The sequence below is a fragment of the Nitrosospira sp. Nl5 genome (genome assembly GCF_900102495.1).
Lineage (GTDB): Bacteria > Pseudomonadota > Gammaproteobacteria > Burkholderiales > Nitrosomonadaceae > Nitrosospira.
The window spans coordinates 115651-139004 of record NZ_FMVQ01000006.1; the positions used below are offsets into that span (position 1 = coordinate 115651).

At 53.9% G+C, this 23354-nt stretch carries 19 protein-coding genes and 1 riboswitch; of the genes, 7 read left to right on the forward strand and 12 right to left on the reverse strand.

Annotated elements, in window-relative coordinates; all coding sequences use genetic code 11:
* Positions 1-99 precede the first annotated feature (99 nt).
* Together prfB and lysS are read left to right on the forward strand one after the other, a co-directional pair.
* A protein-coding gene (prfB, locus tag BLP45_RS07900) for a peptide chain release factor 2 (protein ID WP_218117968.1) occupies positions 100-1204 on the forward strand; the annotation gives its coding sequence in 2 pieces (ribosomal slippage) (positions 100-180 and positions 182-1204; 1104 coding nt in all).
* Positions 1205-1214: 10 nt separating this feature from the next.
* Complete coding sequence (gene lysS / locus BLP45_RS07905) at positions 1215-2747, forward strand: lysine--tRNA ligase (protein ID WP_090371486.1); 1533 nt, start codon at positions 1215-1217, stop codon at positions 2745-2747.
* Positions 2748-2918: 171 nt separating this feature from the next.
* On the opposite strand, the gene BLP45_RS07910 is transcribed toward lysS, so the two are convergent.
* The 10 genes from BLP45_RS07910 to BLP45_RS07955 all read right to left on the reverse strand — a co-directional run bounded on the left by BLP45_RS07910 (position 2919) and on the right by BLP45_RS07955 (position 14851).
* On the reverse strand, positions 2919-4214 hold the full coding sequence (locus BLP45_RS07910; protein ID WP_256327744.1) for a c-type cytochrome: 1296 nt from the start codon (positions 4212-4214) through the stop codon (positions 2919-2921).
* Entirely contained in the window at positions 4211-4951 is a 741-nt protein-coding gene (locus BLP45_RS14795) for a c-type cytochrome (protein ID WP_218117969.1), read from the reverse strand. Before BLP45_RS14795 ends, BLP45_RS07910 begins: the two co-directional genes overlap by 4 nt.
* A gap of 68 nt (positions 4952-5019) precedes the next feature.
* Complete coding sequence (locus BLP45_RS07920) at positions 5020-5331, reverse strand: metal-sensitive transcriptional regulator (RefSeq protein ID WP_371128742.1); 312 nt, start codon at positions 5329-5331, stop codon at positions 5020-5022.
* A complete protein-coding gene (locus BLP45_RS07925; RefSeq protein ID WP_090371492.1) occupies positions 5315-5524 on the reverse strand; it encodes a heavy-metal-associated domain-containing protein in 210 nt (69 codons plus the stop codon). Before BLP45_RS07925 ends, BLP45_RS07920 begins: the two co-directional genes overlap by 17 nt.
* Before the next feature lie 36 nt (positions 5525-5560).
* The gene (locus tag BLP45_RS07930; protein WP_090371494.1) at positions 5561-7954 is read right to left on the reverse strand and encodes a heavy metal translocating P-type ATPase; all 2394 of its coding nucleotides are present in this window, start codon (positions 7952-7954) and stop codon (positions 5561-5563) included.
* Positions 7955-7992: 38 nt separating this feature from the next.
* Positions 7993-9078, reverse strand: a complete 1086-nt coding sequence (locus BLP45_RS07935; RefSeq protein ID WP_090371496.1) for an urease accessory protein UreH domain-containing protein — start codon at positions 9076-9078, stop codon at positions 7993-7995.
* A gap of 433 nt (positions 9079-9511) precedes the next feature.
* A complete protein-coding gene (gene hpnA, locus BLP45_RS07940) occupies positions 9512-10504 on the reverse strand; it encodes a hopanoid-associated sugar epimerase (RefSeq protein WP_090371498.1) in 993 nt (330 codons plus the stop codon).
* Positions 10505-10509: 5 nt separating this feature from the next.
* On the reverse strand, positions 10510-12156 hold the full coding sequence (locus BLP45_RS07945) for a MutS-related protein (RefSeq protein ID WP_176754699.1): 1647 nt from the start codon (positions 12154-12156) through the stop codon (positions 10510-10512).
* A gap of 342 nt (positions 12157-12498) precedes the next feature.
* Positions 12499-13917, reverse strand: coding sequence for a TolC family outer membrane protein (locus tag BLP45_RS07950; protein WP_176754700.1), 1419 nt, complete (start codon positions 13915-13917; stop codon positions 12499-12501).
* 268 nt (positions 13918-14185) lie between these two features.
* The gene (locus BLP45_RS07955) at positions 14186-14851 is read right to left on the reverse strand and encodes a protein-L-isoaspartate O-methyltransferase family protein (RefSeq protein WP_090371580.1); all 666 of its coding nucleotides are present in this window, start codon (positions 14849-14851) and stop codon (positions 14186-14188) included.
* Positions 14852-14914: 63 nt separating this feature from the next.
* A riboswitch (TPP riboswitch) is annotated at positions 14915-15021 on the forward strand.
* Between the two features lie 40 nt (positions 15022-15061).
* On the opposite strand from BLP45_RS07955, the gene thiC reads away from it, so the two are divergent.
* Both thiC and BLP45_RS07970 read left to right on the forward strand, forming a co-directional pair.
* Complete coding sequence (gene thiC / locus BLP45_RS07960; RefSeq protein ID WP_090371499.1) at positions 15062-16969, forward strand: phosphomethylpyrimidine synthase ThiC; 1908 nt, start codon at positions 15062-15064, stop codon at positions 16967-16969.
* 430 nt (positions 16970-17399) lie between these two features.
* Positions 17400-18236 carry an undecaprenyl-diphosphate phosphatase gene (locus tag BLP45_RS07970; RefSeq protein ID WP_090371502.1) on the forward strand — a complete coding sequence of 279 codons (837 nt, stop codon included), beginning with the start codon at positions 17400-17402 and terminating at the stop codon, positions 18234-18236.
* A 50-nt stretch (positions 18237-18286) separates the two neighbouring features.
* Here the strand turns inward: BLP45_RS07970 and BLP45_RS07975 are convergent, their stop codons facing one another.
* Entirely contained in the window at positions 18287-18739 is a 453-nt protein-coding gene (locus BLP45_RS07975; RefSeq protein ID WP_090371504.1) for a rhodanese-like domain-containing protein, read from the reverse strand.
* A 297-nt stretch (positions 18740-19036) separates the two neighbouring features.
* Here BLP45_RS07975 and glnA point away from each other — a divergent pair, with 297 nt between their 5' ends.
* The 3 genes from glnA to BLP45_RS07990 all read left to right on the forward strand — a co-directional run bounded on the left by glnA (position 19037) and on the right by BLP45_RS07990 (position 22670).
* A complete protein-coding gene (gene glnA, locus BLP45_RS07980; protein WP_090371505.1) occupies positions 19037-20446 on the forward strand; it encodes a type I glutamate--ammonia ligase in 1410 nt (469 codons plus the stop codon).
* A gap of 186 nt (positions 20447-20632) precedes the next feature.
* Complete coding sequence (locus BLP45_RS07985) at positions 20633-21310, forward strand: tetratricopeptide repeat protein (RefSeq protein WP_090371507.1); 678 nt, start codon at positions 20633-20635, stop codon at positions 21308-21310.
* Between the two features lie 103 nt (positions 21311-21413).
* A complete protein-coding gene (locus BLP45_RS07990) occupies positions 21414-22670 on the forward strand; it encodes a putative Na+/H+ antiporter (RefSeq protein ID WP_090371509.1) in 1257 nt (418 codons plus the stop codon).
* A gap of 155 nt (positions 22671-22825) precedes the next feature.
* Here BLP45_RS07990 and BLP45_RS07995 read toward each other — a convergent pair whose 3' ends face one another.
* Positions 22826-23128 (reverse strand): LapA family protein, encoded by a 303-nt coding sequence (locus BLP45_RS07995; protein ID WP_090371511.1) that lies wholly within the window; start codon positions 23126-23128, stop codon positions 22826-22828.
* Positions 23129-23354 lie beyond the last annotated feature (226 nt).

The window sequence follows — 23354 nt, forward strand, 5'->3', positions numbered from 1 at the left end:
TGCTGTCGCGGCGCGTTTGCTGCCGCTTCACATTCCAAGCCCGGCAGGGAATGCCTTCTCCGCTTACTGTATAATTCATCCTTTTGGAAATGTCCTTCTATGGAAGCGGAACAACTTAACACCATTGCCAACCAGCTTACCGATCTCGATAACCGGGCGGCAGAATTGCGGAGGTATCTTTGACTTCGATACCAAACAGACGCGTCTGAACGAACTCACCCGGTTGACAGAAGATCCCGCGATCTGGGACGACAATAAACGTGCGCAGGAATTGGGGCGCGAGAAAAAGATGCTGGAAGACATTGTCATCGGCCTGGAAACCATCGGACGCCAGCTGCACGATGCCCGGGACTTGTTCCAGATGGCAAAAGAAGAGAATGACGATGCCACGCTGGAAAGCATCGACAGCGACATTGCGCAATTGGAAAGAACCGTGGCGGAAATGGAATTCCGCCGAATGTTCTCCCACCCGATGGACCCCAATAACTGCTTTGTGGATATCCAGGCCGGTTCCGGCGGCACTGAAGCCCAGGATTGGGCGGCGATGCTGGAACGCATGTATCTGCGCTATTGCGAACGGCGTGGCTATGCCGCGGAAGTGATGGAAGAATCACCCGGAGAGGTAGCGGGCATCAAGAGCACAAGTATCAAAATATCAGGTGATTACGCCTATGGCTACCTCCGCACAGAGACGGGCGTGCACCGGTTGGTACGCAAATCTCCGTTCGATTCCGGCAATCGCCGCCATACCTCTTTTGCCAGCGTGTTTGTCTATCCCGAGGTGGACGAGACCATCGAAATAGAAATCAATCCGGCGGATCTGCGCGTCGATACCTTTCGCGCGTCCGGCGCGGGCGGCCAGCATATCAACAAAACGGACTCGGCGATTCGCATCACCCACAACCCTACGGGTATCGTGGTGCAATGCCAGAGCGGTCGCTCCCAGCACCGCAATCGCGCCGACGCGATGGCCATGCTGAAATCGCGCCTGTATGAGGCGGAATTACGCAAACGCAATGACGAAAAGCAAGCAATCGAAGACACCAAAACCGACATCGGCTGGGGACACCAGATCCGCTCCTACGTGCTGGACCAGTCGCGCATCAAGGATTTGCGCACCGGCGTTGAAAGCGGCAATACCCAGGCGGTACTCGACGGCGGATTGGACGATTTCATCGAGGCAAGCTTAAAACAAGGCATATAAAGGAGGCCTCATGGGGACGGATGGGATTTCGGAGAATGGCCTGGACGAGACATTCAGCCGCGTCGATGCGGAGGTAAAGCTCGTTGACGAGCGTCGCGCCAAGCTGGCCGCGCTGCGTGAAACCGGGGGCGCCTTTCCCAATGATTTTCGCCGTGACGATTTTTCGTTGGATCTCCACCGGCAATACGGCGAACATTCCAACGAAGTTCTGGAAGCAGAGCCGAAGACCGTAAGCGTAGCGGGGCGCATGGTATTGAAGCGCGTGATGGGCAAGGCGAGCTTCGCCACCATTCAGGACATGCGCGGGCGTATCCAGCTCTACATCACTAACGACAATGTCGGCGCATCGGTTCACGAAGCATTCAAGCATCATGATCTCGGGGACATACTAGGTGCCCAAGGTACGCTATTCAGAACCCGAACTGGCGAGCTGTCGGTGCGGGTAACGAATTTGCGGTTGCTGACAAAGTCTTTACGCCCGCTACCGGAAAAATTCCACGGTCTGACTGACCAGGAACAGAAGTATCGCCAACGTTATCTCGACCTGATCACCAACGAGGATAGCCGCAAGGTATTCCTCACTCGATCACGCGTCATCCAGTCCATTCGCGAGTTTTTTGTCGCGCACGGCTATCTGGAAGTAGAAACGCCGATGATGCATCCCATCCCTGGCGGCGCCGCAGCACGGCCTTTTACCACGCATCACAATGCGCTGGATATGGGCTTGTATTTGCGTATCGCCCCGGAGCTTTACCTGAAACGGCTGGTCGTCGGGGGAATGGAAAAAGTATTCGAAATCAATAGGAATTTCCGTAATGAAGGGATATCCACGCGGCACAATCCGGAATTCACCATGCTGGAATTTTACGAGGCTTATCAGGACCATATCTATCTGATGAACTTTACGGAAACCATGCTGCGGGAAGTGGCGGTAAAAGCTCTGGGCACCACCAGGCTAACCTATCAGGAGCGGGAATTTGATCTCTCACGCCCGTTCGAGCGGCTCACCATCACCCAGGCCATTCAAAAATTTCACCCGCAATATACGGATGGATTACTTAACGACCGCAACGCGCTGGTCACCGCGATGGCATCGAGAAACATTATTTTCAGGCCGGAAGACAGCATTGGCGGATTACAGCTTTCACTGTTTGACGCTACGACCGAGCATCTCCTGTTTGAACCGACCTTCATCGTCGATTACCCGGCGGAAGTGTCGCCGCTGGCGCGGCGTAATGATATCGATCCTACGATAACCGACCGTTTCGAACTCTACATCGCAGGGCGCGAGATCGCCAACGGCTTTTCCGAATTGAACGACCCGGAAGACCAGGCTGCACGTTTTATGGAGCAAGCCAACGCCAAGGAAGCGGGGGATGCCGAGGCGATGCACTATGACGCGGACTACATACGCGCACTGGAATATGGCCTGCCTCCCACCGCCGGAGAAGGTATTGGTATTGACCGCCTGGTAATGCTGTTTACCGATAGCCCAAGCATCCGTGACGTCATCCTGTTTCCGCAATTACGTCCTGGAGACTGAAAACACGGCTGTTTTCGCGCACGTGCTGACGCCGCATGTTCCGCGGTTTCGCCTTCTTACCTGCCGGTGACGCTGCAAACGGGGCCTGATGCCATGCCATGAGGCGATCATGCCAAGCCCGTCACGACAGGCTCCAATGGCCGGGCTCAGGCAATAATGGGCCCCGACATTTCATTGCGCACCCTTCCGGCTTCGATCAACTTGTACTGCTGTAACCAGGCTGCCACGGTTACCCCATGCGTTACGGATATACGACAAGACCAGCGCGATCTCTTCGTCATGCAAGACTTGCGCAAAGGGCGGCATGCCGTAAGGACGCGGGTTGCTTGCGGTGACCGGGGCATAGCCACCGTTGAGGATGCTGCGAATTGCGTTGACTGGAGAAGCCAATGTGACGCCCCGGTTGCCGGCGAGCGCCGGATAAACACTCGGTGCCCCTTGTCCCAAGCTTCCATGGCAATCCTGGCAATGTGTCTCATAGATCTCGCCGCCGCGCCGGAGCTGGCCGTCCACCTCATCGGTCAACTCAGGGGCTACCCCTCTTGAATGCGGAGCGCTTCCAGGCAATGATTTGAGATAGGTTGCCACGGCGCGCGCGTCACTCGCCGCCAAGTGCTGAAGACTTTGGCTGACGACATCAGCCATCGGCCCGGTTGTCACTGCCCGGGATGACAAGCCTGTGGTGAGTAGTTGAACAATCTCCCCGATCGGCCAGTCCGAGGTGCTGGCTTCCTGGAGGGAGGTCAGTGAAGGCGCATACCAGTTCGAGCCCATGATCTGTCCTCCTCCCAGTATATTGCCCTGGCTTGCACCTAGCGGATTCCGGGTTGTGTGGCAGGCGTTGCAGTGCCCGAGCCCTTGCACGAGATAGGCGCCGCGGTTCCATTCATCACTCTTTGCAGGCTCGGGCTGATAAACGCCCTCAGTGAAGAAAAGGACCCGCCAGAGATACAGGAGCGGGCGAACATTGAACGGAAAACTGATCCGGCTGGGCGAATTGCGCTGCTTGACAGCTGGAAGCGATTGTAGATAGGCAAAGATCGCATTGGTGTCCTCGCGTGTGACTTTCGTATAATCCGTATACGGAAATGCGGGGTATAAGGGGCTCCCATCGCGCGCTTTGCCATCATGCAACGCCCGCCAGAAATCCTGTTCATTCCAGAGGCCGATACCGGTTTCCTCATCGGGTGTGATATTAGGTGTGATAAAGGTCCCGATGGACGTGGCGAGGCTGTGTCCCCCAGCGTATGGACGGCCCCCCTGTACAGTATGGCACCCCATGCAATTACCGACTTGCGCGAGATAGGCGCCTCTTGTTTGCTGATCCTGCGCTTGCTGGTTTGCAATGCTGCTCGTCTTTCCCGCTAGCGATTCTTCGCCCATGGGATCAGGAGGCGGGCTCTTCGGTACCAGGTATATGCCGAGACTTATGAGCCCGGCAAGCGCAGCAACGGTAAAGAGTTTCACTGAGCCCCCCCGGGTTGCAGAACGATGCTGCTGCAACGCCTGGCCAGTTCGGCGGGGAGGACTGCTGCCGGGCCCGAACGCTTTAGAAGGGCTTCCGAAACCGGCTGCGCAGCCAGCCATGCGGCAATGGCGATTGCCTCGTCGGTCGTGAGCTGTCTTGCGATTTCCGACATGCAGTCCGGTGTCTGTCCCCGCATCAACCCGCCGTGCTGCCAGTTACCGAACTGAGCCATTATGTAGGCGCGTGGCAGGCCCAGCAGGCCGGGAATAAAAGGCGCTATTCCCATCAGATCCTTACCATGACATTCAACGCATGCGGGGATTTTCCGTTCGGCATCGCCCCGGGTTATCAGCGTGCGAGCCAGCTCCACTTCAGCAGGTGAAGAGTTCATGGGCTCGGGCGGAGGAAAGACCTGGTTCAGTGAAGCGAAATAAGCGGCCATTTCCCTCAGGTATTGATCGGGTAGACCTTCGAGCAGTAAAGCCATGGGCCGGTAATGACGACGGCCGTCGCGAAAATTGCGCAGCTGGTTGTAAAGGTAGCCTTCCGGCTTGCCCGCGATACGCGGATAGTAGGCATCTCTTCCCTCCTTGTCCTCCGGGCCGTGACAGGCGATACAGGCTTTTACCCGTTCTGCCATCGTGTCGGGAGCGTCCACCGGGGGAATATCAGCGGCGACGGAGGGCCCGCTGAAAAACAGGAAAGCGATCAGCGCGCATCGTCTCATCAGGTCCATTCGTTCTCTACCATTCGTCATCACGCGGCGCGCAGTAGCCGTCTTGAACTGTGGCGCTTGCGGCAAGGCTATCGTGCAAATTTCCGTACGACCGCCATCAATTCATCGATTGCTTCATCTCCATTGCCGGACTTGATCGCCCCTTGCATGCAGCCATGGGTATGGTTCTCCAATAACAGCATGGCAACGGCGTCAAGCGCGGATTGCAGTGCGGAAACCTGGTTCAGGATGTCAACGCAATAACGGTCCTCCACAATCATTTTATTGACACCGCGTACCTGGCCTTCGATGCGGTTAAGACGCTTTATCAGCGCTTCCTTGTCCGGCTGCACCACGGTCTGGGGCGCGTGGCATGATTGCTTGCTAGTTGGCGATTTCAAAACCGGCATCCTCGATAGCGTTCTTGAACTGGTTTACGTCGGTTGTTACGGCGTCGTACTGGATCATGACCTGTTTTTGTTCCAGCGAAACGTCCGCACTATCTACTCCAGGTATCTTCTCCAATACGTTCTTCACGCTGTTGACGCAACCCGTGCAGGTCATGCCGTTAACTTTTATGACTTTTGTTTGCATATCATGACTCCTTTGATAACAATAGTATTTAGCGGATCAAGAACCAGACCGCCACCTTTTCAACAACAACGAATTGCTTACCACCGATACCGAACTCATTGCCATTGCCGCCCCTGCAATGACAGGATTAAGCAATCCTATCGCCGCCAGCGGTATTCCCAGCACGTTGTAGATAAAGGCAAAGAAGAGATTCTGGCGAATTTTTCCCAGTGTTGCGCGTGAGAGCGAGATCGCATCGGCCACGCTCATCAGGTCGTCACGCATGAGGGTGATGTCGGCGGCTTCAATCGCCACGTCGGAGCCCCCGCCGATAGCGAAGCTCACATCGGCCGCAGCCAGCGCCGGAGCATCGTTTATGCCATCGCCCGCCATACCGATAAATTTACCGCTCACTTTCATTTTTTTTATTTCGGCCGCCTTGTCTTGTGGCGGCACCTCGGCACGATAGGCGGTAATGCCCGCCTGCTTCGCAATAGCGGCGGCGGTGGCAGCGTTATCGCCGGTCAGCATGATTACTTCGATACCCATGGATTGCAGCCGCCTTACCGCCTGCGCGGAAGTGCCTCGCAACCTGTCGGCAATGGCCAGATAGCCGAGAACTTCAACAGTACCGTTAGAAAGAACCGCCACACCTACAACGGTTTTGCCCTCGGATTGGAGAACAGCTATCGAATTATTATCAATCGAAGCGCCATGTTCCCGCAGAAACTTGGGTGAGCCAAGTATGTATTTCATGCCATCGATGCCGGCGATGATTCCACTGCCGGCGACGGCAGCGAAATCGCTGACGGTTTGCGGCCGGATTTTCATTCCTGTGGCATGCTCCATTACCGCTTTTGCGAGAGGATGTTCCGAGCCTTGTTCCAATGTCACCGCAAGCTGCATTAAGTCACGCTGTGTGACAGAGCTTGCGGGAGCAATATCTGTTAGCGCCGGCCTGCCTTCTGTAAGCGTACCGGTTTTGTCCACGATCAGGACCTGGATTTTTTCCGCATGTTCCAGTGCGGCGGCATTTTTCACCAGTACTCCGGCCTGCGCACCGCGCCCTGTCCCGACCATGACCGCGGTTGGTGTAGCCAGTCCTAGTGCGCAGGGGCATGCGATGACGAGTACCGCGACGGCGTTGACGAGGGCTGGTACAAAATCTCCTGCCAGCCACCATGTAAAAACCAGTGTCATCGCGCTGATGATGACTACCACCGGCACAAATATGCCCGAAATGACGTCCGCCAACCGCTGGATTGGCGCCTTGGAACCCTGCGCCTCTTCCACCAGATGGATGATGGCGGCAAGCTGGGTGTGGGCACCGACGCTGGTAGCGCGGCATTTGAGCAGGCCTTGCTGATTCATGGTAGCTGCATAAACTTTCGACCCTGCCTGTTTCGCGACTGGCAGGCTCTCACCGGTCAGCATCGCCTCATTCACACTGGACAAGCCTTCAATGACGACGCCGTCCACAGGCATGCTCTCGCCCGGGCGCACGATAAAAATATCACCTGCCTTGAGTGTGCCGGCTTCCACCTCCACAACCTCACCATCACGCTCTACCCGTGCAGTTTTGGGTTGCAGCCTGATGAGCGCTTCAATAGCCGCTGAAGTTTTACCCTTGGCACGGGCTTCCATCAGCTTGCCCAATAGCACCAGCGTGATAATCGCCGCACTGGCCTCGAAATAGACATGCTGGTCCAGTGCCAGCAACGTTACCACCGCGCTGAAGAGATATGCCATACTGGTGCCCAGCGCGACCAGCACATCCATATTGGCACCGCCTCCACGCAATGCATGCCATGCAGCGAGATAGAAGCGCTTGCCAATCCAGAACTGTACCGGCGTCGCCAGCAGAAGTTGCAGCCACCGCGGCACAAATTCCGCATGATCGCCCCAGAACATGGGACCCATCTGCAGCATCAGCGGCAGGGTAAGCACAGCCGAGATCCAGAACATGCGAAGCTCCGCATGATACGCGGCGAGTTTCCGCGCTTTCTCCTCGGCCCGGCCAGCTTCAGTGATTTCGCTGGCACCGTAGCCCGCCCTGGCAACAGCTGCGATCAGGTCGTCTACCGCTGCCGCACCGGGATGCAAATTGACACGCGCCATTTCCGAGGCCAGATTGACAGTAGCCGTGACACCGGGTAGTTTGTTCAGCGCCTTTTCGATGCGGCCGCTGCATGTGGCACAGGTCATCCCACTGATACGCAATTGCACCGATCGAGGAACGACATGAAAGCCGGCTTTCTCGATCGAGCGAACCAGTTCTTCCCGCGGAGTGGCAGTGTCATCAAACTCCACGCGTGCCTTTTCGCTCGCGAAATTGACTACTGCATGCACGCCGGGTAGTTTATTCAGATTCTTTTCAATGCGTGTTGCACAGGCCGAGCAGGTCATCCCTTCGATGGGAAGTTCGATATGTTTAAGCGCAAGTGTATTCATAATATTCGCCAAACCTTGTCAATTAGCCAGCACGCCACTCAACGCTGCCGGGCAGCGTTGCTTGATTCAAGATGATTATCCGCTGGCGTTACCTGGTGCCAGCGGGATGACAGCGAGTTAAAGTCGTAACCGGATCCGGTCAGTTTGAGTCCCCGATCCGCCATTATCAGGCCCATCGCGATAACCAGAATGGCGGATGCACGCACCAGCAGGTTGACGATGTCCCGGGACACGGAGCTTGCGATGAGACCGAAACTCAGGAGCGGCACCAGGGTGCCCAACCCAAAGAAGAACAGCATCGTGGCACCTTCCTGGGGGCTACCGGTACCGGCAGCCATGATGTACATGGCTTGCAATGGGCCGCAACCCAACATCAAACCATTTAAAAGTCCGATAGATAAGGGACTGCGCCGCTGGCGCAACTCGTTCGATACGCCCCGCACAACCAATCGGGGTAGACGCAAGGTGAAGTTGCGCAATGCGGGAAATACATCCAGCATCTTGAGACCATAGATGATGACGAAAAGACTGGCCGCGAGTGTGACGATGCCCCGCAGATAGGGAGTGAAGGCCATGACAGAACCCAGCAGGCCCAGGCTGCCGCCAATAACCGTATAAGATGCGGTTTTACCGGTGGCATACATCAGATGAGCGATCGCCGTTGTTCCCGCGGAGCGTGGCGTAATAGCCGCCCCGTAGCCCACTACAAAACCGCCACACATGCCGATACAGTGAAATCCGGTAAAAAATCCGATGGAAAGCAGCATGGCATAGCCGAGTTGAGGGTTCATTTCTCCCACCAAACCCGGAATCATGCTTTTGCCCCAGAACGTCACACCACCCACAAGCAGCAGGAAGAACAGGAAAATCAAACCATTTCGCACGAGGTGATTTGAAGGTTGCGTGGATGCGCTTTCGAACTGATACCCCTTTTCTTCGATTGTGCGGCGAATGCCGCTTTCTCCGATGGACGCGCTGTCGAATTCGACATCGACAATTTGCCTGACATGGTCCGCATTGACTTTCTGCACGCCAGGCAAATGACTTACTGCGTTCTCGATGGTTTCCTCGCAGCCAGTGCAATGCATACCTTTGACTTTCAGTTGAGTTGATTTGGCAGCCATTTGTACGCCATGACGGTTGATCTAACAGTATTTCAGCCTGGTCTGCTTCATAAATCTCTTCATAACTATGGTTTTAATATATACCACCTGGGGGTATATGTCAACATATAAACTCAAAGTCTCAGAGTATTCGCGTCATGCGAGCTTGTCGGGTGATTGATCAGAAAAAACGGAGTAGAAGTACTCATACCGAGGGCGAGACTTCGCCCCATGTTTATGACGTGCCAAGGGGACAGCACTTTGGGTATTTTAGTGAAGCCAGGGGGAAGCGCTTGGGCGGCGATAAGAAAGGTCTCGCGCGTTGGACGTTGGATGACGCGAGTCAAGAGGGGGGACCGCAGCGCATGCATCGTCCAGCACGGCTGTGGGATCTAGGTTTTAATCCTGTTTCTTAAATTTTATTCAAGCTCCTGGTTTCCTGATAAATGGAAATCTAACTGCAATACCCATTATCCTGAAACCACGCCATCGCATCCTCAAGTGCTTCTGCCGCGGGTCGATATCGATAACCCAACTCGCGTACGGCCTTATCGCTGGAATAAAACATCTTCTTTTTTGCCATTCGCAGACTATCCACGGTTGCGCGCGGCTCCACATTCGTGACCGTGGCAACTTTTTCCATCAACCAGGCAGCGGGTAAAATCAATTTGACAGGGAGATTAAAACGCTTTATCTGTTTGCCGCTAATTTCATCTATTGTCTGAAGTATTTGCAACAAGGTCATATCCTCCCCGCCAAGGATATACCGCTCTCCTGGTTTCCCATGTTCGTAGGCCAGCAGATGACCATAGGCAATATCGTCGGCATGCGCAACGTTCAAACCCGTATTCACATAGGCCGGCATGCGGCCGCATAAGGTGTCGAGCACGATGCGCCCAGTCGGTGTAGGCTTGATATCGCGTGGCCCGATCGGGGTGGACGGATTGACGATAACCAGCGGCAGCTTATGCTCATCGGTGATTTGCCGGACAATCTGTTCCGCCATGAACTTTGATCGTTTATAGTGCCCGGTCATTGATATAAGGCTGGAAGGGGTGTCTTCATTGGCGGGAACGCCATTCGAATTCGCTCCCAGAGTTGCCACGCTGCTGGTGTATATCATGCGTTTCATGCCAGCTTCGGCTGCGGCAAGTATCAACGCCTCCGTCCCTTTAACATTAATGTCATACATGGTTTCAGGGTTCGGCACCCAGAGACGATAATCCGCGGCAACATGAAATAAATTATCGCAACCGCTCACCGCTGCTTTCAATGACTGCACAGAACGCAAATCACCTTCCGCAATCTCAACGGGTAATTCATCAAGGTTCCTCCGGTCGCTTCCTAGCCTGACCAGGCATCGTACTTCGTGACCAGCATTCAGCAGGCAGCGGGCGACGGCCGAACCGACGAATCCGTTTGCACCTGTAACCAATGATTTCGTCATGTTAATCACACCCTGCGTGTTGCAAGGTGCTTCTCCACATCATCTTTGCTGAAGCCCAGCGCGGCGGCCACCCGATCAGCATGGCTTACCCGGGATATACCCGGGATCAGACGGTACGTCGGACCATCATGCGAAAACTCGCCCTGCAGGTAACGGCCGATTTTCTTCTCTTGCAAACGCTCGCACAGTTCGTGGTTGTGTGTGACCAGCAACGTGCTCGCCCCAAGTTGATGGAAACCGGTGAGGACATACTCGGACAGTTCCATCTTCTCCTCGAATGTCGTTCCTTCCGAAAGTTCATCCAGCACGACAAGGCTGCGAGCGGTGGAGTTGAAGAAAATCTCGCGTGTACGTTTCAGTTCATGACCGAAGCGCCCCATCCCCTCTTCCAGCCGGCCGGGGTCTGGTACCTGATAGAAAATTCGTTCCGCGAGCACCAGCCGCGCTGTCGTCCCCGGAATGTAGCAGCCGATCTGGCCCAGCAACTGAATCTGGACTGCTGTTTTGCAATAAGCCGTCTTGCCGCCGCTATTCGGTCCAGTAATGACCAGCAGCCGTCCGGCATCGTCAAGGGAAATATCGTTTGGCACGTAATCCGGATTGGTCCTGGCGAGCAGCGGATTTCTCGCCGCCGTAACCTTGAGACAATGGCGTTCGCTTTCCAATATCTCCGGTAGCACCATCTCGCCGCCGAAGACCCGGGAATAACGGTGAAAGGATAGGATCTCGTCGATCATCCCCAGCGTATCCAGCGCGTGCCCCAATTCGGGACTCTGCTTGAACAGCTTGCGCAGCGGATAAATGACGGAATCGCGGTCGGATGCGGCAATTGCAATCAGTAGGACGGGCAGAACCGGCACCGCCAGCACAAGTATTCCATATCCCAGGTAAGAAATTCCAAAACTGGCCAGCATATCCTGGAAGTAATAAAGGGCTGCGCCAACTGCCGCCAGGACGAACAATACTGGAAGCGGCTTGACCATTGATGGCCGGAAGCGCGGAACGGGCAAGTAGCGCGGCTTTTCCTCCCGTGTCTTGAACTTTCCTTCCATGGGGTAGACCGGTCCCTGCATCAGGGAATAGATGCGAGAGTTCCCGAAGCTGCGGATGGCATCAAACAGCCCCCGCAGGTACGCGCTCCGCGGCTGTGGCAAGGTATCCATCGCCTCGACCAGATCCATCGCAAAGCCGGTCCCGTCGACGAACTGATGATAGCCATAACCGTTGAATTCCATTTCATCTTTCCCGCCTCTGGAGCTGTCGATGGCGAGACCGCCGATAAAGGTACCGTAGAGTAGTTGATGGAGCGAGCGCTCTCCCTGCGCCATCCTCTCGATGAAATGCTGCAACGCTTCCCGCAAAGCGGAATCCGATTCCAGCTCGCGCAGCGCTTCCTGCTTTTTTCGCGCTAACGTGGCATCGGTCGCCGGCCGCGCCAGCGAGCGGTAAAGCACCGACTGTCCGACGCGTGTCACCGCGTGATTGCACGAATCAAATAATTGATCGGTTTCGATCGCATCGAAGGTTTTTGCATCCAGAACACCTTGGTCAGCCTCTGTCGGCCGGGTATCTCGCACGCCCGCAAGCCGCTCGCCGGTAGCAAGAATAGGTGGTTGAGGTCCGCATGGATCAGATACGGCTTGGTTGTTCATAGTCGGCCCTAATTGCCGTCATGCTTATATAGCGCAGAATTTTTTTCCGGATTCATTGATGTACACATATTGCTGTACAAAACGTTTTCAAACAGGAAGCTTTTCCCGGATACCGCGTAGATATCCGCGGTGTGGGCCATTTGGATTATTTATGGAAAGGCTAAGGCTACGATACCAGTAGAAAAATAATGCGCTTTCAACTCCATGCCGAAAATCTAACATTCAACCGGTTGCACGTCAACGTTTGCCCAGTTGACATCATGAACAGCCCCACTGGAGTTGCAGCGGAATCGGAACGGCACGAGCAAGGCCGACAGCGGCATTTTCTGCCCAGAAATTTGATCATTGCGCAACGTGATGAGAAGCTGAGCGCGAGTGTTGTCCACTGGAAGAGGAAGCATTGGGAGAACTCCCTTGCAGCAACACATCGTTTATCTGCCGCAGGTCCTCCTCATCCAGTTCGCCCGCCTCCGCCTCCAGCCTCAATCTGGACATGAGAAAATTGTAACGCGCCTGGGCAAGGTCTCGCCGCGCGGAATAAAACAGCTGCTGTGCATTCAATACGTCCACCTCGGTCCGGACACCCACTTCCTGCCCCAGTTTTGTAGAATCCAGCTGGCTCTGACTGGATACCAGCGCCTGCTGCAGCGCCTTCACCTGGGCCATGCCATTGATGACGTTAAGATACTGCTGGCTCACTTGAAGGACACTGTTGCGGCGGGTATTGTTCAGATCCTGAAGTACCTTTTCCTGAGTGGCCAGCGCTTCCCGTACACGCGATTGCACCGCGAAACCCTGGAATATCGGGATACTGAGCTGAAGCCCTATTTCTTTTGAAGTCAGGTCGATCGGGCGTCCGGTTATTGTACCACCCACACCTTTCTGATCACTATATAGCGCGACCAGGTCGAGGGTTGGATAGTGTCCTGCCTTGGCGCGTTCCACATCCTGTTTCGCAAATTCATATACTGCCTGCTGGACTTTCAAGGCAAGGTTATTCTGTTCCGCCACGTTGATCCATTCCTGCATGTTTGCATACTTCAGGGTGAGCAGATCGGAAATCATTGCATCCGGCTGCAGGAGATTGTCCGGCAAGCGGCCAATGATCTGTTGCAACTCGCGCTTTCGCACTTCCAGGTCGTTCCTGGCAGCGATTTCCTGTGAAACCGTTAAATCAAAACGCGCCTGGGCTTCATGTGTATCGACGATGGTGGACGTCCCGACCTGAAAGTTACGTTTGGCCTGCCCGAGCTGCTCCCCAATGGCTTTTTTCTGGGCTTCAGCCACCTCCACGTTTACCTGGGCAGCCAGAATATCGAAATATGCCTGTGCCACGCGCAGGATCAGGTCCTGCGCCGCGATGATGAACTGGGAATCGGCTTGCGCGACTTGAATTTTAGATTGCTCATAAATGACAAAATTTTCTTTGCGGTAAATCGGCTGAGTTGCCGTAATAGTCAGACTTTGATTATCGATAACCACTTCGGAAGGCCGGACAATGCCGGGGACCCCGATGCCCCCGACGCTCTCTATGTCTATGTACTGTCTCCGGCGCACGCCCGCAAGCGTGATAGTGGGAAGCAATCCGGCTCGGCCCTGCGGCAGTTTTTCCTGGGCCGCCAAGTGCGCGGAACGCGCGGAGCTATACTGCGCGTCCTGTTCCAGCGCCTCACGATAAATTTCCATCAGATCGGCAGCGTGCAGAGGCGTATGGATGGCTGCTCCAATTAGTAATGCATAAATGTATTGCGGAATTTTCACTTTGCTCCAGTTGCCTTATTGTTTCGGGCGAAAAAACTACTGCCGGATTGAATCTAAATTCGGCAGTTGGACGAAGTTGATTTCAAGCTAACCCCGTAGCGAATCCACCGAAAAGGTGAGATTCAAGCGGTCCAAAAAAGTTTTTGTGGATTATTGTGAATCATAGCGCCGCTGAAAGAATTGTGGAAATGAGCGGTCAACTGCCGGATTCAGGTTGAAATATAGCTTAAACGATAAATTGTGCCCGGCCTCGCAATCGCCAGCGTTGTCAAAAAATGAATCTCGCGGGTTGTTTTGCGTTTTTTAGCGGAGAAATGCAGGTTTCGAACAGACCGACTGTATTGTACCCGACTGCTTTTTCTCCTTGCGCAACGCAGGTAACAAGCACGGCCTGCATCACCGGTGCATCGCCCACTACCGCGAACAGCCGTCCACCCGCTTTGAGGCTGTTCTGAAATGCTTCCGGCAAAACGGGAGTGGACCCGGTCAATGCGATGACATCGTACGGCCCGTGGGCAGGCCAACCCTGGGCAGCGTCCCCCTGTTCCACCATCACGTTGCCGATACCGTGAGCTTGAAGGTTTTTTTCCGCCATGGCTTTCAGCTCCGGCACAATTTCCACACTGTAAACGTACTCACCTTTCTTCGCCAGCAATGCCGTTAGGTAGCCACTGCCACTGCCCACCTCCAGGATCCTGTCGGTTTTCTTTACCTGCAATTCCTGTAAGATGCGCGCTTCCAGTTTGGGAGCAAGCATGACTTCACCGTATCCCAGCGGGATTTCCATATCGACAAACGCAAGGGAACGATATGCCGGAGGGACAAATTCCTCACGCCGCAGCTCGAACAATAATTTGAGGACTTCCTGGTCCAGCACGTCCCACGGACGAATTTGCTGTTCCACCATGTTAAAGCGGGTTTGTTCGAGATCCATGTCAGCCCTATAGAAATTGTGATCAACAGGCTTGCAATTATTCCACATTTCCATTAGCTTCACAGCAGCAGCTAGGGGTCCGTTTCCGGAATCGTCCGGTAAACCGGTGAGAGAGTCCCTTAACACCTGACACGGGTAATGCCGCCGTAGGGAAGCTGGGATTAGCAGTCCCGCTCGTTTATGGCACTTAAAGACTTAAAGGAGCGTACTATGAATGCAGCAGTTTTGAACCCCGCACAACTTCCCTCCCCGTTTTCCAGTAAAACCGCCCATGTGGATGAAGGAGCGGTCAAGCCCCTGCCTGAATCACGCAAAGTTTATATACGCGGCTCCCGGCCCGATATTCGGGTCCCCATGCGAGAAATCAGTCAGTCCGATACCCCTGCCAACATGGGTACGGAGGAAAATCCGCCAATTTACGTTTATGACACCTCCGGCCCCTACACCGACCCTGCGGCAAATATAGACATTCGCGCCGGCCTGCCGCCATTGCGCGAGAAATGGATTAATGAGCGCGGGGACACGGAAGTTCTCTCCGGGCCTGCTTCGGCTTACGGCAAGCAGCGTCTGGCCGATCCCCAGCTCGCGGAAATGCGCTTTGATTTAAAACGCCAGCCCCGTTGCGGCAGGACAGGGGCGAATGTGACGCAGATGCACTACGCTCGCCGCGGCATCATCACGCCGGAAATGGAATACGTGGCCATACGGGAAAATCAACGCTGCGAGCATCTCGACGCGCAGCGCCGGGAGCTTCTCACGCGGCAACATCCGGGACATGATTTTGGTGCATTCCTGCCCCCGCATATCACGCCGGAATTCGTAAGGGACGAGGTGGCTCGAGGTCGCGCGATTATCCCTGTCAACATTAACCACCCCGAATCCGAACCGATGATCATCGGGCGCAACTTCCTGGTGAAAATTAATGCGAATATCGGTAATTCAGCGCTGGGTTCAAGCATCCAGGAGGAAGTCGAGAAAATGACCTGGGCCATCCGCTGGGGCGGCGATACGGTAATGGATCTTTCCACCGGCAAGAATATTCATGAAACTCGGGAGTGGATCATCCGCAACAGCCCCGTTCCCATTGGCACCGTACCGATCTATCAGGCGCTGGAGAAAGTAAACGGCAAGGCGGAAGACCTCACCTGGGAAATTTTTCGTGATACCTTGATCGAGCAGGCCGAGCAGGGCGTGGACTACTTCACCATTCACGCAGGTGTGCGCCTTGCCTACGTTCCGATGACGGCAAAGCGCTTGACGGGAATTGTTTCTCGCGGGGGCTCGATCATGGCAAAGTGGTGTCTTGCACATCACCAGGAGAGCTTTCTCTATACCCGGTTCGAGGAAATCTGCGAAATCATGAAGTCTTATGACGTCAGTTTTTCTCTCGGCGACGGCCTCCGGCCGGGTTCGATCTATGACGCCAATGATGAAGCGCAATTTGCGGAACTGAAAACCCTCGGCGAATTAACCCAGGTCGCCTGGAAGCATGATGTGCAAGTAATGATCGAGGGCCCCGGCCATGTCCCCATGCATCTCATCAAGGAAAACATGGACTTGCAATTGAAATATTGCGACGAAGCGCCCTTCTACACATTAGGCCCTCTCACCACCGACATCGCGCCAGGATACGACCACATTACATCCGCTATCGGCGCCGCCATGATCGGCTGGTATGGCACTGCGATGCTGTGCTACGTGACTCCCAAGGAACACCTGGGCCTGCCGGACAAGGATGATGTAAAAGACGGCATCATTACCTACAAGATTGCCGCGCATGCGGCAGACCTGGCGAAAGGACATCCGGGGGCACAAATACGCGATAATGCACTGTCCAAAGCCCGTTTCGAGTTTCGCTGGAATGACCAGTTCAACCTCGGCCTCGATCCCGACAAGGCAAAACAATTCCACGACGAAACCTTGCCGCAGGAAGGTGCCAAACTGGCCCATTTCTGCTCCATGTGCGGCCCGCATTTCTGCTCGATGAAAATCACGCAGGACGTGCGCGACTATGCCGCCAGCCAGGGAGTCAGCGAGGGCCAGGCACTGGAAAAAGGGATGGAGGAGAAAGCCATCGAATTTGTAACAAAAGGAGGGGAGATTTATAGCAAAGTGTAACAACCGCAGGGTCCCACCGCTACACCGGTTTCACTTAATGCTTCCAGGAACTTAAGGTCGGAACCAACCCGTTTGTCGGTTCGAGGTACTACTTGTGTGCCAGCGCATTTGCGAATCTTCTCATTTTCCCATGCTGTAGCCGTCAAGGTGCGATAAAAATACAGGCGCAGCATAGTTGGCATGTAGCCATGGGAGAGGTATGGCGGTCAAGCTGGGTTGGCAGTTACAATCCCTGAAAATTGATATCTGAAATTGAATATTTAGTCCCAACCAGGGGTTCGATGCAAATATGCGCAATAATAATAACCAGCCGGTTGCATCGCGACCTGTTTTCCCCATTGGATGGGTTTCATTGGATAGCGTCAACTTGACGTTCCTGGGTTCATCCTTGCTTCTCCGGGGTCAAATGTTTTTCCCCGGATAACCGGGCATGGACTGGCTTCTGCTGCTCAAGGCCCTCATTCTCGGCATTGTCGAGGGCCTGACCGAATTTCTCCCGATTTCCTCCACCGGCCATCTAATCCTGGTCAGTGACTTGCTCGACTTCAACGACGAGAAAGGCAAGGTATTCGCGATCGTGATTCAACTCGGCGCAATATTGGCGGTATGTTGGGAATACCGTGTCAAGATTGGCGGTGTGATAATGAGCATTGGTTCAAGCGAGGATGCAAACCGCTTTGTTTTAAATCTTTTCATCGCGTTTCTACCCGCGGCGATTCTTGGTCTCTTATTCATCAAGGCAATCAAGCACTACCTGTTTCATCCAGTACCAGTAGCAATGGCGTTCATCATCGGAGGGGTTCTGATTCTTTGGGCTGAGCGCAGAAAGCATGTGGTAGACGTCGAACGGGTGGAAGACATGGACTGGAAACATGCGTTGAAGATTGGATTAATGCAGTGCCTCGCGTTAATACCTGGCACGTCACGCTCCGGAGCAACCATAATCGGCGGTCTGTTTTTTGGCTTGTCACGCAAGGCCGCCACCGAATTTTCTTTTTTTCTGGCAATCCCGATCATGTTTGCGGCCACGTTCTATGATGTTTATAAACATAGCGATATCCTTCATTTCGATGATGCTAGCGTATTCGTCACCGGCTTCGTCGCCTCGTTCATCAGTGCATTATTGGCCGTGCGGGGGTTATTGCGTTTTATCAGCCATCACGATTTCACCGTCTTTGCATGGTATCGCATTGGATTCGGGATTATTGTGCTGGTAACCGCTTATTCGGGAATCGTTAAATGGTCGGGGTCAGCAGCAGTAGCTTAATTGTAGAAAGGTGACATTATTTTCTGTCTTGCTGGTCACGCACTTCCGCCTCAGCGCTGGACCCATGGCAACCCTGCAGCCTTCCAGCCGCCTTTGGTACCGCGATGACCGGTTGCGTCCTTGTCGCCTTCAAAGCCCTCAAGAACGTTGTAGCAGTCTGCGTAACCCGAATCGGTGGCAGTGGCTGCCGCCTGATGCGAGCGGCCGCCACTGCGGCAGATGAACATCACCAGCGATTCCTTATCCACCTGGCTTGAGAGATAGTTGAAGAAATCCGGATTGGCCTGCATGCCGGGGTAGGACTGCCATTCGATTTCAACCGCGCCCGGAATTCTCCCTACCCAGTCCCATTCAGCCCGGGAGCGGACATCCACCAATTTGGCGTCCGGAGCTTCCTGCAGCAACGTGAGCGCTTCAGCAGGCAGCAGTGCGCCTTCGTACGGTAAGTTCATTTCCCTAGCGCGTTGTTGCGCCCTTTCGAGTATTGCGGTAATGGTTTCCATATGGATTTCCCATAAAACAATGGTTGAAAAATGTAATGTTATTCCATTTCAAGACCGGTGTTTGATAAAGCTTGAACTTGGCGATTGAGCGGGATGGATGGAGCTATCCCACTCTCTTTACGGAAGTGTTTTAATAATTCAGAAAAAACGCCTCGCGGCAGAATGTTTGACGCGTTAGAGGTAAGGCGGCGTCCGTACTGATATAATTCCCCTTCCACGATGTGCTCTTTTGTAGATATACCTTTATCGGCAGGTGTTTTTTTATCGTATCACTGCAATTCCGGTCTGGAGAGAAAAATGGCGGTAACCGATGTTCTGAAAATGATCCAGGAAAACGAAGTCAAATTCGTTGATCTACGCTTCACTGATACCCGCGGCAAAGAACAGCATGTGACACTTCCAGCTCACGCCTTTGATGCGGACAAGCTGGAAGACGGCCATGCATTCGATGGTTCTTCCATCGCCGGCTGGAAAGGGGTTCAGGCATCCGACATGTTGTTGATACCCGATCCTGATACTGCCAATATGGACCCGTTTATGGACGAAGCTACCCTGTTCATAACGTGTGATGTGGTCGATCCTTCCGATGGCAAAGGTTATGACCGCGATCCGCGCTCCCTAGCAAAACGTGGTGAAGCATATCTCAAATCAACGGGCATCGGCGATACCGCGTATTTCGGCCCGGAACCCGAATTCTTCATTTTCGACTCTGTCACCTGGCATGCGGACATGTCCGGCTGCTCGGTAAAAATCGAATCCGAGGAAGCGGCCTGGAGTTCGGCGGAAAAATACGAAAGCGGCAATACCGGCCACCGTCCTGCGGTAAAAGGCGGCTACTCCTCCGTTCCGCCGATTGATTCCTTGCATGACATTCGTTCCGCCATGTGTCTTGCACTGGAAGAAATAGGGGTGGAAGTCGAAGTGCACCACCATGAAACCGCAAGTGCGGGACAGTGCGAAATCGGGACTAAATACAGCAGTCTCGTAAAGCGTGCCGACTGGACTCAGGTATTCAAATACGTGGTGCACAACGTCGCCCACTCCTACGGCAAAACGGCGACCTTCATGCCCAAACCCATTGTCGGCGACAATGGGTCTGGGATGCATGTGCATCAATCGATCTGGAAAGCCGGACAGAATTTGTTTTCCGGAAATGGCTATGCGGGACTTTCGGAAATGGCGTTGTTTTACATAGGTGGCATTATCAAACATGCCAAGGCCTTGAATGCAATCACCAATCCTGGCACCAACTCCTACAAACGCCTGGTTCCGGGCTTTGAAGCACCGATCAATCTTGCTTATTCGGTGAGCAACCGTTCCGCCGCGGTACGCATTCCTTATGCCAATAGCCCCAAAGGGCGGCGCATTGAAGTACGTTTTCCCGATCCCACCGCCAACCCTTATCTCGCATTCACCGCATTGATGATGGCCGGACTCGACGGCATTCAGAACAAGATTCATCCCGGCGACCCCATGGATAAGAACCTTTATGATCTTCCTCCCGAAGAATCAGCCAGGATTCCAAACCCCTGCGTTTCCCTGGATGAAGCACTGGACAGCCTGGACAAGAATCGCGATTTCCTCACCCGCGGTGGGGTGTTCTCGAATGATATGATCGATGCCTACATCGAGCTCAAGATGGAGGAAGTCACGCGCTTTCGCATGACTACCCATCCAGTGGAGTTTGATATGTACTACAGCCTATAGGCATTTTCATCGGTCCGGGTTTCACCGCGATACTGCATTACTCAAGAAATTTCATCGCTTGGGCCTGCACGAGGCCAACACTTCTTTGGGCCAAGTCAGCAACGTGCTGACTTGGATGCTGAATTTATAGGATGCCTGTAATTCTAAAATACTGATCAGGATCGCAATACCAAAAGGAAATACTTGATGAATATTCTTGCTGCTTCATTGCTTGCCGTTCTCTCATTGACGCTCGCCGGCTGCGGCGAGAAGACTCCGGGGAATATACCCAAAATGCCCAAGACGGAGGCGGAGGCGCCAACCAAACTTGCGGATGAGTTTACGGCTGAAAAGGAAATTCCATCCGTACTGGAAAATACGTTAACACCGGAGGAAAAATCCGCGCTGCTGAAAGATATCATGCCGTCAGCGTCGCCGAATGAACCGACACCAGAAGAAAAATTCCTGAAATTAAGGAAAGATGCGGATGCTGGAGATGCCAAAGCGCAGAATGGACTCGGCGTGATGTACTACACGGGCGAAGCCATATCCAAGGATGCGTCGGGCAAAATCTTGAATAATGACCCTGAAACAGCCGCGGCATGGTTTCATCGATCCGCCGCACAGGGATACGCCGACGCGCAATTCAACCTCGGCTTGATGTATGCCAATGGTGAAGGTGTAACCAAGGATGCCACCAAGGCCGTCGAGCTATTTCAGAAAGCCGCCGAGCAGGGAAATGTCGACGCACAAAATAATCTCGGCGTGATGTATTACGCCGGTGAAGGCGTGCCGAGAGATACGGACAAAGCTGCGGAATGGTTCAAAAAAGCCGCCGCGCAAGGAAACGCTGATGCGCAGGCCAACCTTGATGCAATGAAATAAAAAGAAAATCTAGATTCAACCAAACGAAATCCGATATATAAAAGACTTTGATAATTTCCGCACAATGTGACCGGGCACCGGCCATACATTTGGCGGCAGGCGAATGAATCCTGCCCCTATTGAGCTCATTGGCGCCATTCTGTTTGGCGTCGCGCTGATTCATACTTTCTCAACGAAAGTTTTCGAGCAGCTGGCGCGCGCCCATCCGGCCCACGCCGGTATCTGGCATTTCCTGGGCGAAGTCGAGGTGGTCTTTGGTTTCTGGGCAATGATCCTGATCGCCATGATGCTGATGGTAGAGGGTAAGGAAGCCGCTACCACTTACCTCGAGCAGCAGAGCTTTACGGAACCGATGTTCGTATTCGCAATCATGGTGGTCTCCGGCAGCCGCCCCATCCTGCAATTTGCCATGCTTTGCGTCAAAAAGCTTGCCCGGCTCATTCCCTGGCCGGACGGGAAAGCGTTTTACTTCGTCACATTGTCGTTTGTTCCGTTGCTGGGCTCCTTTATCACCGAGCCTGCAGCCATGACATTAGCCGGATTGATCCTGCTCGAGCGTTATTACTCCAAGGAAATTTCGGCCCGGCTCAAATACGCGACCCTCGGCGTATTGTTCGTTAATATTTCAATCGGCGGAACGATGACATCGTTCGCTGCGCCGCCCGTACTCATGGTGGCCGCCAAGTGGGGATGGGACACCACCTTCATGTTTACCACGTTCGGCTGGAAAGCCGCCTTGGCGGTGCTGGTGAATGCTCTAGCGGTCACACTTTTGTTTCAACGCGAATTATCAAATATGCAAAATGAAGAGAAAACCGAACAGATCGACGTCCCACGGCTGGTGGTCCTTGTCCATCTGCTTTTTCTGACCGGTGTTGTCGTGTTTGCGCATCACCCTGTCATCTTTATTGGGCTGCTGCTTTTCTTCCTGGGCTTTACTCATGCGTATGAGCGCTACCAGGATCCCCTGATTCTGCGTGAAGGGTTAATGGTCGCTTTTTTTCTTGCCGGATTGATTGTCCTTGGCGGACATCAGAAGTGGTGGTTGCAACCCATGCTGTCCGGGATGGACAGTACTACACTCTTTTTCGGCGCCACCATGCTGACGGCGGTCACCGACAACGCGGCGCTCACATATCTGGGTTCGCTCCTGGAGGGAACGAGCGCGGAGTTCCGGTATTCACTCGTCGCAGGCGCTGTTGCCGGTGGCGGCCTGACAGTCATTGCCAATGCTCCAAACCCTGCGGGCTTTTCCATACTGAAAGGTTCATTCAAAGATGAAACCATCCATCCTTTAGGCCTGCTGGCAGCCGCCCTCCCCCCCACAATCGTTGCCATTCTTGCGTTTCAGTTGCTTTGAACCCAGATAATCCATCAGGATGCGAGATGATGGTGAGCCCAAGTCCGGTATTTACCGTTACCTTTCGCGTCGCCGGATTTTAAAGGAAATCGCTGCGAAAGCAGCAAGCAGGACGTCCTGCTCGATTCGTCGCCGCTCAAATCCGCCCGAATCCGTTAAAACCCATAAGGCGTGGGAGGCGTATCTTTCTTAAGAGCGCGCAAATCATTATTCTCGGCTCGCAAGGTTTCAACTTGTTTATGGAGGCGGCTTATCGAAATCCGCTCACGCAGCATTGTCGGCACCGTTACCAAGGCACCGATAAGCGCACCGAGGCCAAAGCACGCCGCGATCACTACCGCGAGCGAAGCATCGACGCGCCACATAAAAAACACCACGCTCACCGACACGGCGTTCTGAACCGCAAACATGACTGTCAGAAGAACAATGATGAGCGCAACGATCAACTGTGATTGCATAACGCCTCCCTCCGGGTAACGGCCAGTGTATAGCATGTCTGAATATTCCCACCTAAAAATGGCTGGAATTGCCGTCACATTGATTGTTCATTGCTGCATATGAATAGCCATGCAGCGTCACGCCTTGCTGCGCCAATCCCGGTCATTTTAACATTCACTCGATTTGAAGCTGTTGTCCAGCGTTATATCTGACGCGCTACACTAATGCTTACCGCATTAATGCAAG

Coding starts and splice junctions, on each gene's coding strand:
- lysS (WP_090371486.1), top strand. CDS start 1,215: ATGGGGACGGATGGGATTTCGGAGAATGGCCTGGACGAGACATTCAGC.
- BLP45_RS14795 (WP_218117969.1), bottom strand. CDS start 4,951: ATGGACCTGATGAGACGATGCGCGCTGATCGCTTTCCTGTTTTTCAGC.
- BLP45_RS07925 (WP_090371492.1), bottom strand. CDS start 5,524: ATGCAAACAAAAGTCATAAAAGTTAACGGCATGACCTGCACGGGTTGC.
- BLP45_RS07930 (WP_090371494.1), bottom strand. CDS start 7,954: ATGAATACACTTGCGCTTAAACATATCGAACTTCCCATCGAAGGGATG.
- BLP45_RS07935 (WP_090371496.1), bottom strand. CDS start 9,078: ATGGCTGCCAAATCAACTCAACTGAAAGTCAAAGGTATGCATTGCACT.
- hpnA (WP_090371498.1), bottom strand. CDS start 10,504: ATGACGAAATCATTGGTTACAGGTGCAAACGGATTCGTCGGTTCGGCC.
- BLP45_RS07945 (WP_176754699.1), bottom strand. CDS start 12,156: ATGAACAACCAAGCCGTATCTGATCCATGCGGACCTCAACCACCTATT.
- BLP45_RS07955 (WP_090371580.1), bottom strand. CDS start 14,851: ATGGATCTCGAACAAACCCGCTTTAACATGGTGGAACAGCAAATTCGT.
- thiC (WP_090371499.1), top strand. CDS start 15,062: ATGAATGCAGCAGTTTTGAACCCCGCACAACTTCCCTCCCCGTTTTCC.
- BLP45_RS07970 (WP_090371502.1), top strand. CDS start 17,400: ATGGACTGGCTTCTGCTGCTCAAGGCCCTCATTCTCGGCATTGTCGAG.
- BLP45_RS07975 (WP_090371504.1), bottom strand. CDS start 18,739: ATGGAAACCATTACCGCAATACTCGAAAGGGCGCAACAACGCGCTAGG.
- glnA (WP_090371505.1), top strand. CDS start 19,037: ATGGCGGTAACCGATGTTCTGAAAATGATCCAGGAAAACGAAGTCAAA.
- BLP45_RS07985 (WP_090371507.1), top strand. CDS start 20,633: ATGAATATTCTTGCTGCTTCATTGCTTGCCGTTCTCTCATTGACGCTC.
- BLP45_RS07990 (WP_090371509.1), top strand. CDS start 21,414: ATGAATCCTGCCCCTATTGAGCTCATTGGCGCCATTCTGTTTGGCGTC.
- BLP45_RS07995 (WP_090371511.1), bottom strand. CDS start 23,128: ATGCAATCACAGTTGATCGTTGCGCTCATCATTGTTCTTCTGACAGTC.